Source organism: Streptomyces sp. ID05-39B (assembly GCF_033794725.1).
GTDB lineage: Bacteria > Actinomycetota > Actinomycetes > Streptomycetales > Streptomycetaceae > Streptomyces > Streptomyces bobili.
In genome coordinates this window covers 17,891-35,312 of sequence record NZ_JARGEF010000064.1, presented here as the reverse complement: position 1 = coordinate 35,312, position 17,422 = coordinate 17,891, and the positions used below count along the sequence as shown (strand labels likewise).

Genomic DNA, 17,422 nt, shown 5'->3' with positions numbered 1-17,422 from the left:
CCCCAAACCCCCGCCCTAACGCCCACCCACCACCCGTCTCGGTGGGATGAAAGGCGACGGTCACGGCACCCCGCGAGGTCACTTCCCGGCCGACCGAGTCGGGTGGTGGGGTGGACAAAGGCAAAGGCAAAGGCCCCGGGGAGGGCTGGGGGCGGAGCCCCCCAGGAGCGGCGGCCGCGTCAGCCCGCCTCGCGTCAGCCCGCCTGGCCCATTCCCGCCGGGTTGGGCCAGTTCTGGGCGTTCGGCCAGCCTGTCGTCGCCGCGGGGGAGAGTCCGTTCGTGCCCCGCACCTGCGCGGCCGTGAGGCCACCGCGGGCGGGCACCCCCGGCGGGGTCTGCCCGCCGGGCCCACCCATCGGCCCACCCATCGGCCCGGCCGCCGGTGCGGCCATCGACGGTGCCATCTGGGGAGCCATCGCCGCAGCCGGAGCCACGGGCATGGGCGCGGCCGCCGGAGCAGCCATGGGCATCTGCATCGGCATCTGCATCGGCGACGGCACCGGTGACATCGCGGCCGCCGCCGCAGGCATGGGCGCAGGCGCCGGCGTCGGTATCGGCGCCGGAACCGATTGCGGAAACACCTGCGCCGCCGCCGGCATGGGCACCGGTGCGGGTGCGGGTGCGGGTGCGGGAGCCGCCGCAGGCATCGGCACCCCGCCCCCCATCGACTGCGCCTGCGCCGCGAGCCCCTGGAACCCCGCCCCGTTCGTCGCTCCGACCAGCCGGTCCACCGCCGCCGTACCCGAGCTGTAGTTGTTGCCGTTGTTCAGCTCGGGTACGGCGGCTCCCCTCCTGGTCCCGTAGAGCACCTGTTCCAGGCCGGACACCAGGCGACGCACGTCCACCTGGGGGCGCACCACGAGCCGCAGGAAGCGGCTGGAGGATCCGATCTTGTTGCCGCACTCGCGGACCAGGATCCGGTGCTCGGTGAGCATCCGGTCGCGGACCACGGTCCCCTCGGCCCCCACGGGGAGGCGTACGAAGAGGAAGTTCCCCTGGGAGGGGTAGACGGTGAGGCCGGGGAGGGAGGAGAGCTGGCTGGACATGTCGAGGCGGTCGCGGCGTACCTGCATCAGGCTCTGCGCGTACTCGGGGCCGTGCTCCCTCAGCATGAACACCACGTGTTCGGCGAAGGAGTTGAGGTTCCACTTGGGCAGCATGGAGCGGACGCGGCCGGCCAGAGCCGGGTTGGCGACGAGGTAGCCGAAGCGGATGCCGTGCAGGCCGAAGTTCTTGCCGAGGCTGCGCAGGACGATGACGTTGGGGCGCAGCAGAGCCTCCTGGACGACCGAGGGTTCGACCTCGGCGTCGGCGAACTCCAGGAACGACTCGTCGATGATGACCAGGTCGAGGTCGGCCATCGCGTCCATGAACTGCACGATGGCGTGCTTGTGCAGGAACCCGCCGTCGGGGTTGTTGGGGTTGCAGATGACGGCGACGCGGGTGCCACGGGCGCGGATGAACTCGGCGTACTGCGCGAGGTCCAGGGCGAAGCCGCTGGACTCCTGGAGCGGGAACATGTCGACCCGCTTGCCGGTCTCCATGGGCTGGTCGGTCCAGCGGCCGAAGGTGGGGACGGGGATGGCGAGGGACTCGCGCACCAGCAGGTGGTCGATCCAGGTGATCAGCTCGGTGGAGCCGTTGCCCATCGCGACGGCCTGCGGCGGGAGTTGGAGCAGGCTGCAGAGTTCGGCGGTGATCGTGTCGGCGCTGCTCGGGTAGTACGTGATGATGTCGCGCAGCCGGGCGGACATGTCGTCGAACATCTGCGGGGTGGGGAAGTACGGGTTGCAGGGGATACAGAAGTCCACCGGGCCGGCCTCGTCTCCGCCCTCCCGCGTGAGCGCCGCCATCGACGGGCTGTGCGCGGCGGTGCTGCGGAACAACGAGGTGACGTTGTCGGCCATGGAACCTCCGTATGGGGCGGACCCGGCGGGGACGACCGGGCCCGTCGTCATGTGGGTGGCCCGCGCGGGGGAGCGCGGGCCACCCCTACATACGCAGACTCGGGCGGCGCTGTTCAACCACCCGAGGACCGGCGGGAGCCGCCGTAGGACAGGCGGGAAGCCGCCGTAGGACAGGCGGGGAACACGGAACGGGCCCCGCCTTCCGGCGGGGCCCGTTCGGCCGCTCAGGCAGTTCCGGTGGTTCAGGAACCGGACTTGCGCTTGTTCCAGACGTCGAACCCGACCGCGATCAGAAGGGCCATGCCCTTGATGACCTGCTGCCAGTCGGTGCCGACGCTGAGGAGGTTCATGCCGTTGTTCAGCACACCGAGGACGAGACCGCCGATGATGGCGCCGAGGATGGTGCCGACACCGCCGCTCATGGACGCGCCGCCGATGAACGACGAGGCGATCGCCTCCAGTTCGAAGCTGAGGCCGGCCTTCGGCGAGGCCGCGTTCAGACGGGCGGCGACCACCAGACCCGCCACGGCCGCGAGCACGCCCATGTTGAGGAAGACGAGGAAGGTGACCTTCTTGTCCTTCACGCCGGACAGCTTCGCCGCCGGCAGGTTGCCGCCGATGGCGTAGATGTGGCGGCCGAAGACGGCGTTGCGCATCACGTAGCCGTAGCCGACGACCAGGATGCCGAGGATGAGCAGGATGATCGGCGCGCCCTTGTAGCTGGCGAGCAGCATCGTGACCGTGAGGATCGCGGCGGAGATGGCGACCAGCTTGAGCAGGAAGAGGTTGCGCGGCACCACTTCGAGGGCGAACTCCTGCTGGCGCTTGCGGTCCCGGACCTCCTGGAGCACCGCGAAGGTCAGCAGGGCGAAGCCCAGCAGCAGCGTGATGTTGTGGTAATTGGTGTCCGGGCCGACCTCCGGCAGGAAGCCGTTGCCCATCTTCTGCAGGCCGTCGGGGAACGGGCCGAGGGTCTGCCCCTTCAGGAGCATCTCCGTCAGACCGCGGAACATCAGCATGCCCGCGAGGGTGACGATGAAGGAGGGTATGCCGAGGTAGGCGATCAGGAAGCCCTGCGCCGCACCGGCCGCAGCGCCGACGGCCAGGCACAGCACCAGTGCGACGGGCCACGCCAGATCGTGCTGCACCGTCAGTACGGCCGCGAAGGCGCCGGTGAAGGCGGTGAGTGAGCCGACCGACAGGTCGATGTGACCCGCGATGATCACCAGCATCATGCCGATCGCGAGGATCAGGATGTAGCTGTTCTGGAGGACCAGGTTGGAGACGTTGCGCGGCAGCAGCAGGTCGCCGTCGGTCCACACCTGGAAGAGGACCACGAGCAGGCCGAGCGCGATCAGCATGCCGTACTGGCGCATGTTGCGGCGCAGGCCGTCCAGCACCAGCTGGAGCATCCCGCCGCCGGTGGCCGAGCCCCCGCCCTTCCCGGGCGGCGCGGCCGCCGGGCTCTTGTCCGTCACGTCCGTGCTCATCGCGTTACCTCTTTGTCCTTCGTCATCTGACGCATCAGCACTTCCTGCGTGGCCTCGGCCCGCGGGAACTCACCCGTGAGCCGTCCGGCGGCCATCGTGTAGATGCGGTCGCACATGCCGAGCAGTTCCGGCAGCTCGGAGGAGATGAAGACGACCGCCTTGCCCTGGGCGGCCAGCTGGTCGATCACCGTGTAGATCTCGAACTTGGCGCCGACGTCGATACCGCGCGTCGGCTCGTCCAGGATCAGCACGTCCGGACCGGCGAAGATCCACTTGCTGAGGACGACCTTCTGCTGGTTGCCGCCGGACAGCTTGCCCACCGGTTCGAAGACGGTGGGCGCCTTGATGTTCATGGACTTGCGGTAGCCCTCGGAGACCTGCCGCTCCTGCTGCTCGTCGACGACGCCGCGCTTGGCCACCTTGCTCAGGGCGGTCAGGGAGATGTTGCGGTTGATCGTGTCGATGAGGTTGAGGCCGTAGTGCTTGCGGTCCTCCGTGACATAGGCGATCCCGTGGTCGACCGCCTCGGCGACGGTCTTGGTACGGATCTCCTTGCCGTCCTTGAGGACCGTGCCGCCCGTGTACCGGCCGTAGGAGCGTCCGAAGACGCTCATGGCCAGCTCGGTGCGTCCGGCGCCCATCAGGCCGGCGATTCCGACGATCTCCCCGCGCCGCACCTCGATGGACACGCCGTCGACGACCTTGCGCTGCTGGTCGATCGGGTGGTGCACGGTCCAGTCGCGGATCTGCAGGGCCGGCGCCGCGCCCTTCTCCGCCTCGTGCGGGGTGCGCTCGGGGAAGCGGTGGTCGAGGTCGCGGCCGACCATGCCGCTGATGATCCGGTCCTCGGTCGTCTCGGGCGACTTCACGTCGAGCGTCTCGATGGAGTGCCCGTCGCGGATGATCGTCACCGAGTCGGCGACCTTGCGGATCTCGTTGAGCTTGTGGGAGATGATGATCGAGGTGATGCCCTGGTTCTTCAACTCCAGGATGAGATCGAGGAGTTTGTCACTGTCCTCGTCGTTCAGCGCCGCCGTCGGCTCGTCGAGGATGAGGAGCTTGACCTTCTTCGACAGCGCCTTCGCGATCTCCACGAGCTGCTGCTTGCCCACGCCGATGTCGGTGACGCGGGTTTCCGGGTGGTCGGTGAGGCCGACCCGGCGCAGCAGCTCGGTGGCGTGCCGCAGGGTCTCCCGCCAGTTGATGAACCCTCCCTTGGCGTGTTCGTTGCCGAGGAAGATGTTCTCCGCCAGGGAGAGATACGGCGACAGCGCCAGCTCCTGGTGGATGATCACAATGCCGTGCTGCTCGCTCGCCCGGATGTCCTTGAACCGGACGGTCTCACCCTCGAAGAGGATGTCACCCCCGTAACTGCCGTGAGGGTGGACGCCGGAGAGCACCTTCATCAAGGTGGACTTCCCGGCACCGTTCTCACCGCAGATGGCGTGGACCTCGCCCTGACGGACGGTCAGTGTGACGTCCGACAGCGCTTTGACGCCGGGAAAGGTCTTGACGATCGAGCGCATTTCCAGGACGGGTCCCGCCATGGTCGTGCCTTCCAATCCTTGAGGGCCGACGCTTACTTGAGCTGGTCCGCCGTGTAGTAGCCGCCCTGGACGAGTTCCTTCTCGTAGTTGCTCTTGTCGACGCTGACCGGCTGCAGCAGGAAGGCGGGGACGACCTTGGTGCCGTTGTCGTACGACTTGGTGTCGTTGATCTCGGGCTTCTTGCCGTTGAGGGAGGCGTCGACCATGTCCGTGGCGACCTGGGCGAGCTTGCGCAGGTCCTTGTAGACGGTCATCGACTGCTCACCGGCGATGATCGACTTCACCGAGGCCAGCTCGGCGTCCTGGCCGGAGATGACCGGCAGCGGCTTGTTCTTGGCGCCGTAGCCGTCCGACTTCAGCGCGGCGAGGATGCCGATGGAGATGCCGTCGTACGGCGAGAGGACGGCGTCGACCCGGCCGCTGGTGTACGTCGAGGTGAGGATGTCCTCCATGCGCTTCTGGGCGGTGGCACCGTCCCAGCGCAGCGTGGTGACCTTGGTGAGCGCGGTCTGGCCGGACTTGACCACCAGCTTCTTGCTGTCGATGTACGGCTGGAGCACGCTCATCGCACCGTTGAAGAAGTACTTGGTGTTGTTGTCGTCGTTGGAGCCGGCGAACAGCTCGATGTTGAAGGGGCCCTTGCCGCTCGCCAGACCCAGCTTCTCGACGAGGTAGCCGGCCTGGAGCTGGCCGACCTTCTCGTTGTCGAAGGACGCGTAGTAGTCGACGTTCTTCGTGCCGAGGATCAGGCGGTCGTAGGAGATCACCGGGATCTTGGCGTCGGCGGCCTGCTGGAGGACGTTGTTCAGCGACTTGTTGTCGATGGCCGCGACGATCAGGGCCTTGACGCCCTGCGTGATCAGGTTCTCGATCTGCGAGACCTGCTGGTCGGGGTCGTCCTCGCCGAAGACCAGCTTGGTCTTGTAGCCCTTGGCCTTGAGGTCCTTCTCGACGTTGGCGCCGTCGGTGATCCAGCGCTCGGAGGACTTGGTCGGCATCGCGATGCCGATGGTGCCGCCCTTCGCGCTGTCCGAGGACGTTTCGCTGCCGCCCTCGCCGGACTGCCCGCAGGCGGTCAGGGTCAGGGCGAGGGAGGCGGCTCCGGCTATGGCGGCGAGGGCGGCTCTGCGGTTACGCATGATCATCATCCTTGATGTGTGTGCAGGGGATCGGTCTCGCGCTGCGGGAGGACGCCCCGGGAAGGAGGCCGGGGAAAAGACCGAGAAGCGGTGTGTGGGATTCTGCGCGCCTGTGTCGGCTTCTGTGAAGCGGGGTTTCCGTAACGTTATGACTGGATGTCGAACCGGCTGAGATCACCGGGCAGCCGCGAGCCGAGCGGAGCCATGTCCGCGTCCGCCCCGTGCCGCGCCAGCAGGTCCAGAGCCAGCCGGCCGCGCCGCACCCGCTCACGGGCCGTGGACAGCGCCAGATCACGCAGGTGGTGGCCGTACGGGTAGATCCCCGGGGCCTTGGACAGGCCGAACTTCAGGTACAGCGGGGAGCCGCGCCGGATCAGCTCGGCGACCTCGTACATCCGGATGTAGCCGCCGAGATCGTCCGGGGCCTCGATGTACATGTCCATGGGGGCGCGGGACACCCGGCGGATCTCCGTGAGATGATCCAGCGTCAGATCGCTGGGCACGTTGATCGAGTCACCGCCGAGCCGCTCGTACACCGCGTACGCCGCCGGGTTCACGGGGCCGATCAGCGCCGACACCTTCAGCGTGGTCTCGGCTGGGATGAGGCCGGCCTGACGGGCCCGGTGCAGCGTCCACAGCACGCCCTCGTCGGCGACGAGGAGACACTGGACGCCCAGCTCGGTGGCGCGGACGGCGTCCTCGACGCATCCGGCGACGGCGTCGTGCCCGCGGGCCCGCAGGCCCCCGCCGCGCGAGTCGGTCCGGGTGGAGCCGCCGATGTCCCAGGTGCCACGCGGCCCGGTGAACAGGCACAGCTCGATGTCACGCTCGGCGGTGGCCTCGACCATCTCGGTGATCTCGGCGTCGTTCAGCATCCACACGCCGCTGCCCTGGCTGATCCGGTGGATCGGCACGTCGAGGCGCGACGCCTCCTTGAGGATGACGGCCAGCGCTTCGGGGCCCTCGCACGAAGGGACCTCGGTGCGCCAGCGGCCACCGCCGGGGAAGGTGTGGACGGAGGCGTCGGCGGGATCGAGCGCGGGCGCTCCCAGACCGAGCGTGGTGAGCACCGGCTCACCAGGTCGACGGGGGGCCGTGGCGGAGGCGTCGGTCGTCACAAGCTGTCCTTCGTGTTCGGTATGTCGGACGGAGTTCGCGGCTGAGGGCCGACCGGCAATCGAGGGCGGCGTCGTCGATTGCCGGTCGGCCCAAGTCGGGCGGGACTTGGGTGTACGCCGGTACGAAGGCCGTCAGGTCGCCCCGTACCGGCGTACGTCTAGGGGCGGAGCAGGACCTTGCCCACCTTCGGATCGCCGGACCCCACCAGATCGATGGCCTGCGAGAACTCGGCGAGCGGCAGCTCGTGCGTGACCAGCGGCGACGGGTCGAGGAGACCGGCCGCGAAGACCCGCACGGTGTGCGCCCAGGCGTCCGGCGGCGCACCGAAGACGGTGTGCACCTCCAGCTGCCGGACGACCAGGTCGGTGGGATCGAGACCGTCCGCGCCCGGCGCCGGGATGCCCGTCAGGACCAGCCGGCCACCGCGTCTGAGGAGCGCCGCGGAGGTGCGCGCCGCGGACGCGGACCCGGCGGTCTCGATCACCACGTCGAAGTCACCGGGGAGTTCCTGCTCGCGCGTACGGAAATCGGTGGCCCCGAACCGCCGCGACAGGGCCTCCCGGTCCCTCCGGGTGCCGACGACGAGCAGCTCGGCGGGAGATCCCGCCTTCAGGAACTGGACGGCGAACATGCCCAGCGTCCCGGTGCCGACCACCGCGACCCGTTCGCCGGGCCGGGCGTTCGCCTTGATCGCGGCGGCCGCGATGCAGGCGGCGGGCTCCAGCAGGGCGGCGGCGGTGAGATCGGCGTCGTCCGGGAGGGCGTGCAGCAGCCGGGCCGGCAGGGTGAGGGTGGTGGCCATCGCCCCCGGCTGGGTGAAGCCGGTCTCCTCGTACCCGTCCGTGCACAGTGTCGTCTCGCCCGCGTGGCAGCGGTCGCAGACCTGGCAGTTGCGAAAGCCCTCGCCGACGACCTTGCGGCCGGTCAGCGACTCCGGCACCCCGGCGCCGACCGCCTCCACCGTCCCGGACCACTCGTGGCCCGGCGTCAGCGGGTAACGGACGTACCCCTCGGGCCGGTTGCCCTGGTAGACCTCGCGGTCACTGCCGCAGATGCCCACGGCGTGCACACGGACCAGGGCCTCACCGGCGCCCGGCTGCCGGGGCTCGTGCGAGGTGAGCCGGTGCTCGCCCGGCCGCTCGATGACGACAGCGGTGCTCACTTGCCGCCCTTCGGCTTGCGCTGCTCCCAGCCGTCGGCCCACAGGTCGAAACGGGCCTGCTGCTGCGGGAACTCCGCGGCGGCGTCGACGTCCAGCTCGACGCCGAGCCCCGGCGCGTCGGAGAGGTGGAAGTAGCCGTCCACCACCTCGGGGGCGCCCTTGACGACCTTCTTGATCTCCGAGTCCGCGAAGTCGTTGAAGTGCTCAAGGATCTTGAAGTTCGGGGAGCTGAACCCGACCTGGAGGGACGCGGCGGTCAATACCGGCCCGCCGACGTTGTGCGGGGCGACGAGCATGTAGTGCGCCTCGGCGGTCGCGGCCAGCTTGCGCGTCTCCCAGATTCCGCCGATGTGACCGACGTCGGGCTGGATGATGTCGACGGCCTGGCTCTCGAACAGCTCCCGGAACTCGATGCGGTCGTGGATGCGCTCACCGGTGGCCAGCGGGATGTCGACCTTCGCGGCGACCTTCTCCAGGGCCTTGAGGTTCTCCGGCGGGCAGGGCTCCTCCAGCCAGGCGGGCTTGAAGGGCGCCAGTTCGTGGGCCAGACGTACGGCGGTGGAGGGGGAGAAGCGGCCGTGCATCTCCAGCATCAGCTCGGCGTCCGGGCCGATGGCGTCGCGCACCGCCTCGATCAGGGAGACGGCGTACAGCGTCTGCTGGTGGTCCAGCTCGAAGTGGCCGGTGCCGAAGGGGTCGATCTTGAGCGCCTTGTAGCCGCGCTCCATGACCCCCTGGGCGGCCTTGTGGTAGGCCTCCGGGGTCCGCTCGGTGGTGTACCAGCCGTTGGCGTAGGCCTTCACCTTGTCCGTGACCTTGCCACCGAGGAGCTGCCAGACGGGCACACCGAGGGCCTTGCCCTTGATGTCCCAGCAGGCCATCTCGACGATGGCGATGCCGGACATCACGATCTCGCCGGCGCGCCCGTAGTCGCCGTACTTCATCCGGCGCGTCAGGTCCTCGACAGCGAAGGGGTCGGAGCCGAGAATGTGATTGGCCTCGGCTTCCTTCAGGTAGCCGATCAGCGCGTCGGTGTGGCCGAGCATGCGGGTCTCTCCGACACCCGTGATGCCCTCGTCGGTGTGCACCAGGACGTAGGTCAGGTTGCGCCATGGCGTCCCGACCACGTGCGTGCTGATTCCAGTGATGCGCACGGAAGTACCCTTCGCTGTTCGAGATTTCGTCACACGTTCGAAATGCTGGGCAGACAGTAAGGACGGCGCGAGCGGGGTGTCAATGGGTCGAACGGGTAACGATTCGACAGTTTCGGCGCTCTTTCCGGAAGCCGGGACCCGGCGGTGTGTGACAGGTCACTCGCGTCGGCGTGCCGGTATGGCGGTTTCCCACACAACTTTCACAGCCGGGCCCCGGAACATGACACTCCGGGAACCTAGTCTTCCCGCGTCATGGACTACTGCCACCCGTGCCGAAGGCACCTCAACGGCGCCCTCGCCTGCCCGGGGTGCGGCGCACCTGCCGAACAGCTACGCGCGTATCAGCCCGACCCGTACGAGCCCGACCCGTATCGGCCGGACTCGTACGAGGCGGATCCGTACCAGGTCGACCCGTACCAGGCCGATTCGTACGGGCAGGGGCCCTACGAGCCGGAGTCGGGCGATCCGGATCATCGAGGCGGTCACGACGCTCACGAAGCGCCGACCGCAGACGAAGCCGAGGGTGACGTCGAAACCGAGGCCGGCGTCGAGGCCGGTGAGCCTCAGGGGCGAGCCGCGCGCCGCCGTGAGCAGGGCCGCGGTGGCCGGCGGGGTTTTGACGGTACCGCTGCCGCACCGGACGCGAGCCGTCGTGACCGCAAGGCCTCGGTCCACCGGCGGCGCCGCAGACGCGTGGTGCTGATCGCCGCCGGTGTCGCCCTGGCGGCCGGTGGCCTCAGCCTGGCCGAACTCGGCCTCGAGGCACCGGGGTTCTCGTCCCCCAGCAACCCCGCGGTGGCCGGTGGGGAGTCCTCCGAGGTCGACGGGTCGGCGGCGGAGCCGAGCCCGTCCGAGCGGCCGCTGGACGACCGTACGGGCGCAGGCAGGGCGTCCGCCTCCCCGAGCCCCTCCGCGTCCCCGTCGGCGTCGGAGTCCTCGAAGGACGACAAGGCCACGCCGACCCCGGACGGGGAGGCCCCGTCGGCTACCCGCGGCTCCTCCGGGCCGCCCGCCGGATCGGCGACGCCGTCGAAGCCGGAGTCGGACTCCGCACCGGCCGGCAGGCCGACGGCGTCCCCGAAGCCGTCCCCGAAACCGTCGCCGTCGGAGACGTGCAGGCGCGTCCTGTGGTGGTGCTCGTAGGGATCGGGCCGGGCCGCTGAGCGGGCGGTGACCTCGCCGGAGGGGCGGCACCTCGCTGGGCGGGCGGCACCTCGCTGGACGGCCGTCCAGCGCGGTGCGGCCGATGTCCTGGTGGAGCACACCCCGCCCGGCGAGGGCGGCGGGTCCGGGTCGCCGGCGCCGCGAGGGCCGTCGTCGAGCCGTGCTGGGCCTGAGTGCCTCGGAGCCGTCATTAGGCCTCTGACCAGGGAATATGCGAACCTGCCGTCAGTTGCGTTATGAAACCGTGACGACCTTCCGCTGCAACCCTCTTGACCGCCATGAATTGTTAGCGCTCACAATGACCTCGCTTCACAGTCGGTTTCCGTCGAGAAACACGGGAGTTACGAGCGTTGTGCCCCTAGTGCCCCAACTCGCCTTCCGTTCCCCTGCCGCTGGACCCACCGGAATCCCGGAGTGAAGCCGGTGGCGCGGGATCAGCCATCCACACCACAGGACTTATCGACGGACGAGCGCCAAGGAGGTGCGGCCGTGACCCCTACGCAGCTTCGGCCGCCCACCATGGCCGACGTGGCGCGCCTGGCGGGCGTGTCCCACCAGACCGTGTCCCGCGTGCTGGGAGACCACCCCAACGTGCGGGAGCAGACACGGGTGCGGGTACTGCGGGCGATCGAGGAGATGGGCTATCGCCGCAACTCCTCCGCACGGGCCCTGGTGACCCGGCGCACCCGCACGCTGGGTGTGGTCGCCTCCGACACCACCCTCCACGGGCCGGCCAGCACCCTGTTCGCGCTCGAAGAGGCGGCACGCGCCGAGGGCTATCTCGTCTCGACGGTCAGCCTGCGCAGACTGACCGTGCAGGAGCTGTCCAAGGCCCTGGACCACCTCAGCGAGGGCGGGGTGGAAGGAGTGGTCGCCATCGCCCCGCAGCGGTCGGCGGTGGAGGCTCTGGCCGAACTCCGCCACCCGTTCCCGGTGGTGGTCGTGGGCAGCGGGCCGGGCGTGGACATCCCCAGCGTCAGCGTGGACCAGCAGCTCGGGGCGCGGCTGGCCACCGCCCATCTGCTGGCCGCCGGCCACCGTACGGTCTGGCATCTCGCCGGGCCCGAGGACTGGCAGGAGGCGGCCGACCGGGCCGCCGGCTGGCGGTCGACCCTCCAGGCGGAGGGCGTCGAGCCGCCCATGCTGCTGCGGGGGGACTGGAGTCCGCTGTCGGGCTACCGCGCGGGCCAGGAACTGGCCGGCTGGGTGGGCCGGGGGCTGACAGCCGTCTTCGTCGCCAACGACCAGATGGCGCTGGGGGTGCTGCGGGCCCTGCGTGAGGCAGGCGTGCGCACTCCCCAGGACGTCGCGGTGGTCGGCTTCGACGACATCCCCGAGTCGGAGTTCTTCGCTCCTCCGCTCACCACCGTCCGGCAGGACTTCGAGTCGGTGGGCAAGCAAGGCATCGCACTGCTCCTGGATCTGATCGAGGGCCGGCCACCCGCCGCCTCCCGGATCGCGATCGAACCCCAACTCGTCGTGCGCGCCAGTACGTTCCCGTACACCGCCCAGTCGGAGCGCGCACCCCTTTGACCCTCTGACCAACCAGTGACCCTCCGCCCGACCAGGTCGGACGCACCTGTTCAGCGGTGTGGCCGATATGCCGAACGATGATCGACAGGCTGGACGCAGCGTGGCCGGTCCCATCGAGTACCAGCAGGTCCGTCCCCGGACCGGCTCTTCAAAGGAGAAGAACATGCTCAGCAGACGAAACTTCCTCACCGCGGCGGTCGGCGTGGCAGCCGCGGGCACCCTGGCGGCCTGCGCCAAGGAGGACGACAGCTCCACCGGATCCTCCTCCGCGGGCGGCGCCAAGACGATATCCCTCGGCTTCTCCCAGGTCGGCTCGGAGAGCGGCTGGCGCAGCGCCAACACCACCTCGGTGAAGGACGCAGCCAAGGAGGCGGGCTACAACCTCAAGTTCTCCGACGCGCAGCAGAAGCAGGAGAACCAGATCTCCGCGATCCGCAACTTCATCGCGCAGAAGGTCGACGTCATCGCCTTCTCGCCGGTCGTCGTCACCGGCTGGGACGCGGTGCTCAAGGAGGCCAAGGCCGCGAAGATCCCGGTGGTCCTCACCGACCGCTCCGTGGAGACCTCCGACGACTCCCTGTTCGTCACCCTGGTCGGCTCCGACTTCACCGACGAGGGCCGCCGCGCCGCCAAGATCCTCGACAAGGTCCTGACGAAGGCCGGCCACAAGGGCGCGGTGAAGATCGCCCAGCTGGAGGGCACCACCGGCGCCGCCCCGGCGATCGAGCGCGCCAAGGGCTTCAAGGAGGTCATGGACGCCGAGCACAAGGACTGGAAGATCGTCGTCAGCCAGACCGGTGACTTCACCCGCGCCGGCGGCAAGCAGGTCATGTCGGCCTTCCTGCAGTCCAACCCGGACGTCAACGTGCTCTTCGCGCACAACGACGACATGGCCATCGGTGCCATCCAGGCCATCGAGGCGGCCGGCAAGAAGCCCGGCACGGACATCCTGATCGTCTGCATCGACGGCGTGAAGGACGGCTTCGTGGCGATGTCCGAGGGCAAGATCAACGCCATCGTCGAGTGCAACCCGCTGCTCGGCCCCCAGCTGATGGACGTCGTGAAGAAGGTCAAGGACGGCCAGACGGTCGAGCGCTGGATCAAGACCAAGGAAAGCGACTTCATGCAGGACCAGGCCAAGGCCGAGCTGCCGAACCGCAAGTACTGACCGGCAGCGCCCAGCGGCAGGGAGTCTCCGGCCGACCGGACCCTCGGTCGGCCGGCCCTGTGGCAGACCGGCGGCCCGCCCCCTTCCGGGCGGACCGACGCACCACACCGGGCAGGCGGTCACACCGGGCACGTACGCACACCGAGCGCGTACGCGCACCAGGCCCGCAGGCGCACCAGGCCCGCAGGCGCACCAGGCCCGCAGGCACACCGGGCAGGCGCGCACACCGCGCGACCGTGCCACCGCGCACAGGGCGCGGCACACACATCAGACACAGGAATTCCCCCACCGGACAAAGCCGGTGGTCCCTCGCTAGGAGACGTATGGCAGAGCCTCGGCCCGTCCTGGAAATGGCGGGCATAGTCAAAGAGTTTCCGGGGGTACGGGCTCTGTCGGACGTCGACTTCCGGCTCTTCCCCGGTGAGATCCACGCACTGATGGGGGAGAACGGGGCGGGCAAGTCCACCCTGATCAAGGTGCTCACGGGCGTCCACCCCCTGGACGGCGGCACGATCACCCTGGACGGCCGGTCCGTACGGATCACCAGCCCGCTGGAGGCGCAGCAGGCCGGCATCAGCACGGTCTACCAGGAGGTCAACCTCTGCCCGAACCTGTCGGTGGCGGAGAACATCTTCATCGGCCGCGAACCGACCCGGATGGGCCGCATCCAGTGGAAGCAGCTGCGCCGGCAGGCGGCCCAACTCGTGGAGCGGCTCGGGCTCGACATCGACGTCACCGCCCCGCTGTCCTCGTACCCGCTGGCCGTGCAGCAACTGGTCGCGATCGTCAGGGCGTTGGGCACCGGAGACGGTGAAGGCGAAGGTGCGGGCACCAAGGTGCTGATCCTCGACGAGCCGACCTCCAGCCTCGACCGCGACGAGGTCCTCCAGCTCTTCGCCCTGATGCGGCGGCTGAAGGACGAGGGCGTCGCGATCCTGTTCGTCTCGCACTTCCTCGACCAGATCTACGAGGTCTGCGACCGGATGACCGTCCTGCGCAACGGCACTCTCGTCGGCGAGCACCTGGTGCGCGACCTCGACCAGGTCGGACTCATCCAGCTCATGCTCGGCAAGGCCATGGGCCAGCTGGACGAACTCCACGACCAGCAACTGCACTCCCACGCGGGCGAGACCCTGGTCCAGGCGGAGGGCCTCGGCAGGACCGGCGGCATCGCCCCGTTCGACCTGGAGATCAAGAAGGGCGAGGTGATCGGACTCGCCGGCCTGCTCGGATCGGGCCGGACCGAACTCGCCCGGCTGCTCTTCGGTGCCGACCAGCCGGACAGCGGCAAGGTGTCCATCGAGGGCAGGCAGGTCTCGATGAGCGCTCCCAACGACGCGATAGGCGCCGGAGTCGCGTTCTGCTCCGAGAACCGCAAGAGCGAGGGCCTGGTGCCCGACCTCACGGTCCGGGAGAACATCATCCTGGCCCTCCAGGCCTCGCGCGGCTGGACCCGGCCCATCCCGGCCGCCCAGCGCGACGAACTCGTCGCCAAGTACATCAAGGCGCTCGACATCCGCCCCGCCAACCCCGAGGCCAGGGTCGGTCAGCTCAGCGGCGGCAACCAGCAGAAGGTGCTGCTGGCCCGCTGGCTCATCACCCAGCCGAAGCTGCTGATCCTCGACGAGCCCACCCGCGGCATCGACATCGGCGCGAAGGCGGAGATCCAGAAGCTCGTCGTCTCCCTCTCCGAGGACGGCATGTCCGTCCTGTACATCGCGGCCGAACTGGAGGAGGTCCTCCGGCTCAGTCACACCATCGGAGTGCTGCGCGACCGCCGGCTGGTCGCGCAGATCGCCAACGGGCCCGAGATCACCACGAGCCGGATCCTGGAGACCATCGCGAGCGGAGAGCACCAGTGACCACCTCTACCCGATGGCGAGCACTGACCCGTCACCACCTGTTCTGGCCGGTGGCGGTCCTCGTCCTCCTGCTGCTCGTCAACGTCCCCTTCACGCCCGACTTCTTCTCCATCCGCATGGCGGACGGTCACCTCTACGGCAGCCTCGTCTCGATCGTGCTGTTCGGATCGCCCCTCATCCTGGTGGCGGTCGGCATGACCCTGGTCATCGCCACCGGCGGCATCGACCTGTCCGTCGGCGCGGTGGTCGCCATCACCGGAGCACTGGCCTGCTCGTACATCAGCGACCAGTCCGACCAGGGCGCCCTGTCCGGAGTGCTCCTCGCCATGGGCCTCGGCCTGCTGGCCGCCGTCGTCTGCGGTCTGTGGAACGGCTTCCTGGTGGCCAGGATGGGCATCCAGCCGATCATCGCCACCCTGATCATCATGGTCGCCGGCCGCGGGGTCGCCCAGCTGATCACCGACGGCCAGATCATCACCATCAACAGCGAGCCGTACAAGCTGATCGGCGGCGGCTACTGGCTGACCCTGCCGTTCTCGATCTTCGTGGTGGCCGCGGTCGTCTTCGTCACGGTCGGGCTGACCCGTCGTACCGCGCTGGGCCTGCTGGTCGAGGCGGTCGGCGGAAACGCCGAGGCCAGCCGTCTGGTCGGCATCAGGTCCCGGCGCATCAAGATCATGGTCTACATGTTCTGCGCGCTGTGCGCGGGCATCGCGGGCCTGATGATCAGCTCCAACACCTCGGCCGCCGACGGCAACAACGCCGGCCTGTGGATCGAACTCGACGCGATCCTCGCCGTGGTGATCGGCGGCACCTCGCTCCTGGGCGGCCGGTTCTCCATCGGCGGCACGGTGATCGGCGCGCTCGTCATCCAGACCCTGACCACCACCATCTACACGATCGGCGTGCCCACCCAGACCAACCTGGTCTTCAAGGCCGTCGTCGTCCTCGTCGTCTGCCTGCTGCAGTCCCCGAAGTTCCGCGCCAAGGTCCTCGGTGCCAGGTTCGGCTCCAAGGCAGGCGCCACGCCGGCCGCGGCCCCGGCGGACCCCGCCGCGGCGACCGAGGCCGCTCCGAAGATGGAGGTGTCGTGATGAGCGCGACCACCCAGAGCCCCACGGCCTCCGACAGCCGTACCCCGTCCAAGGCCGCACGGCTGCTCGGCGACCGGCGCCTGCCCGTGGCGGTGACGGCCCTGCTCTTCCTGGTCATGTACCTCGGGGGCCTGGCCCGCTACCAGAACTTCGGATTCGCCGAACCGCAGGTCTTCCTCAACCTGTTCATCGACAACGGCTACCTGCTGGTCGCCGCGGTCGGCGTCACCTTCGTTCTCCTGTCCGGCGGAATGGACCTGTCCGTCGGCTCGGTGATCGGCTTCACCACGATGTTCACGGCCTGGCTGGTGGAGCGCCAGGGGCTGCCGTTGCTGCTCGTGATCCCCATGGCGCTGGCGGTGGGAGCCTTCGGCGGCTTCCTGATGGGCTATGTGATCCACAACTTCGAGATCCAGCCCTTCATCGTGACCCTCGCCGGCCTCTTCCTCTTCCGCGGCCTGTGCCTGGTCATCAGCAAGGAGTCGATCTCCATCAGCGACTCCTCGGTCAGCAGCATGGCCGAGACGCAGGTGTCGCTGGGGATGGGCTTCCTGTCGCTCGGTGCGATCATCTCGCTGGTCGTCCTCGCGGTGGCGATCTACGTCCTGCACTACACCCGCTTCGGGCGCCGGGTGTACGCAGTCGGCGGCAGCGAGCAGTCGGCCCTGCTGATGGGACTCCCGCAGGGCGGCACGAAGATCGCCGTGTACACGGTGAGCGGGTTCTGCTCGGCGCTGGCCGGACTGCTCTTCACCCTGTACATCCAGTCCGGTGACCCGCTGCACGCGACCGGCATGGAACTGGACGCGATCGCCGCGGTCGTCATCGGCGGCACCCTGCTGACGGGCGGCTCCGGCTACGTGCTGGGAACCCTGTTCGGCGTACTGGTGCTGGGCCTGATCAAGAGCCTCATCCAGTTCGAGGGCACGCTCAGCTCCTGGTGGACGAAGATCGCCACGGGTGTGCTGCTGTGCGCGTTCATCCTGATCCAGCGCTTCATGACGACCCGCAAGAAGACCTGACCCGAGCGGAACCGGCTGTGCCCGGTCCGCAGCCTCCCGGCTGCGGACCGGGCACAGCCGT

14 protein-coding genes are annotated in these 17,422 nt (G+C 69.0%); 6 read left to right on the top strand and 8 right to left on the bottom strand.

All coding sequences use genetic code 11. The features are described from left to right. Positions 1–194: 194 nt before the first annotated feature. From P1P75_RS16590 to P1P75_RS16555, 8 genes are all read right to left on the bottom strand, one after another. The gene (locus P1P75_RS16590) at positions 195–1,907 is read right to left on the bottom strand and encodes a histidinol-phosphate transaminase (RefSeq protein WP_319255928.1); all 1,713 of its coding nucleotides are present in this window, start codon (positions 1,905–1,907) and stop codon (positions 195–197) included. A gap of 242 nt (positions 1,908–2,149) precedes the next feature. Continuing rightward, entirely contained in the window at positions 2,150–3,397 is a 1,248-nt protein-coding gene (gene mmsB / locus P1P75_RS16585) for a multiple monosaccharide ABC transporter permease (RefSeq protein WP_319255926.1), read from the bottom strand. Further along, positions 3,394–4,944, bottom strand: a complete 1,551-nt coding sequence (mmsA, locus tag P1P75_RS16580) for a multiple monosaccharide ABC transporter ATP-binding protein (protein ID WP_319255924.1) — start codon at positions 4,942–4,944, stop codon at positions 3,394–3,396. The genes mmsB and mmsA overlap by 4 nt, the downstream gene beginning before the upstream one ends. A gap of 32 nt (positions 4,945–4,976) precedes the next feature. Next, on the bottom strand, positions 4,977–6,083 hold the full coding sequence (chvE, locus tag P1P75_RS16575) for a multiple monosaccharide ABC transporter substrate-binding protein (RefSeq protein WP_319255922.1): 1,107 nt from the start codon (positions 6,081–6,083) through the stop codon (positions 4,977–4,979). Between the two features lie 146 nt (positions 6,084–6,229). Then, the gene (locus P1P75_RS16570; RefSeq protein ID WP_319255920.1) at positions 6,230–7,201 is read right to left on the bottom strand and encodes a hypothetical protein; all 972 of its coding nucleotides are present in this window, start codon (positions 7,199–7,201) and stop codon (positions 6,230–6,232) included. A 158-nt stretch (positions 7,202–7,359) separates the two neighbouring features. After that, the gene (locus P1P75_RS16565) at positions 7,360–8,364 is read right to left on the bottom strand and encodes an alcohol dehydrogenase catalytic domain-containing protein (RefSeq protein ID WP_319255918.1); all 1,005 of its coding nucleotides are present in this window, start codon (positions 8,362–8,364) and stop codon (positions 7,360–7,362) included. Then, complete coding sequence (locus P1P75_RS16560) at positions 8,361–9,518, bottom strand: mandelate racemase/muconate lactonizing enzyme family protein (protein WP_086771718.1); 1,158 nt, start codon at positions 9,516–9,518, stop codon at positions 8,361–8,363. The genes P1P75_RS16565 and P1P75_RS16560 overlap by 4 nt, the downstream gene beginning before the upstream one ends. A 330-nt stretch (positions 9,519–9,848) precedes the next feature. Continuing rightward, positions 9,849–10,193 (bottom strand): hypothetical protein, encoded by a 345-nt coding sequence (locus P1P75_RS16555; protein ID WP_319255916.1) that lies wholly within the window; start codon positions 10,191–10,193, stop codon positions 9,849–9,851. An 18-nt stretch (positions 10,194–10,211) separates the two neighbouring features. On the opposite strand from P1P75_RS16555, the gene P1P75_RS16550 reads away from it, so the two are divergent. The 6 genes from P1P75_RS16550 (at position 10,212) to yjfF (ending at position 17,361) form a co-directional block, all read left to right on the top strand. After that, positions 10,212–10,661: a hypothetical protein gene (locus tag P1P75_RS16550; RefSeq protein WP_319255914.1), complete on the top strand. Its 450-nt coding sequence runs from the start codon at positions 10,212–10,214 to the stop codon at positions 10,659–10,661. 510 nt (positions 10,662–11,171) lie between these two features. After that, the gene (locus P1P75_RS16545) at positions 11,172–12,215 is read left to right on the top strand and encodes a LacI family DNA-binding transcriptional regulator (RefSeq protein ID WP_319255912.1); all 1,044 of its coding nucleotides are present in this window, start codon (positions 11,172–11,174) and stop codon (positions 12,213–12,215) included. 163 nt (positions 12,216–12,378) lie between these two features. Then, positions 12,379–13,383: an ABC transporter substrate-binding protein gene (locus tag P1P75_RS16540; protein ID WP_319255910.1), complete on the top strand. Its 1,005-nt coding sequence runs from the start codon at positions 12,379–12,381 to the stop codon at positions 13,381–13,383. A gap of 323 nt (positions 13,384–13,706) precedes the next feature. Then, positions 13,707–15,245 (top strand): sugar ABC transporter ATP-binding protein, encoded by a 1,539-nt coding sequence (locus P1P75_RS16535; RefSeq protein WP_319255908.1) that lies wholly within the window; start codon positions 13,707–13,709, stop codon positions 15,243–15,245. After that, entirely contained in the window at positions 15,242–16,339 is a 1,098-nt protein-coding gene (locus P1P75_RS16530) for an ABC transporter permease (RefSeq protein ID WP_319255907.1), read from the top strand. The genes P1P75_RS16535 and P1P75_RS16530 overlap by 4 nt, the downstream gene beginning before the upstream one ends. After that, entirely contained in the window at positions 16,339–17,361 is a 1,023-nt protein-coding gene (yjfF, locus tag P1P75_RS16525) for a galactofuranose ABC transporter, permease protein YjfF (RefSeq protein ID WP_319255905.1), read from the top strand. Before P1P75_RS16530 ends, yjfF begins: the two co-directional genes overlap by 1 nt. The last annotated feature ends 61 nt before the right edge of the window (positions 17,362–17,422 follow it).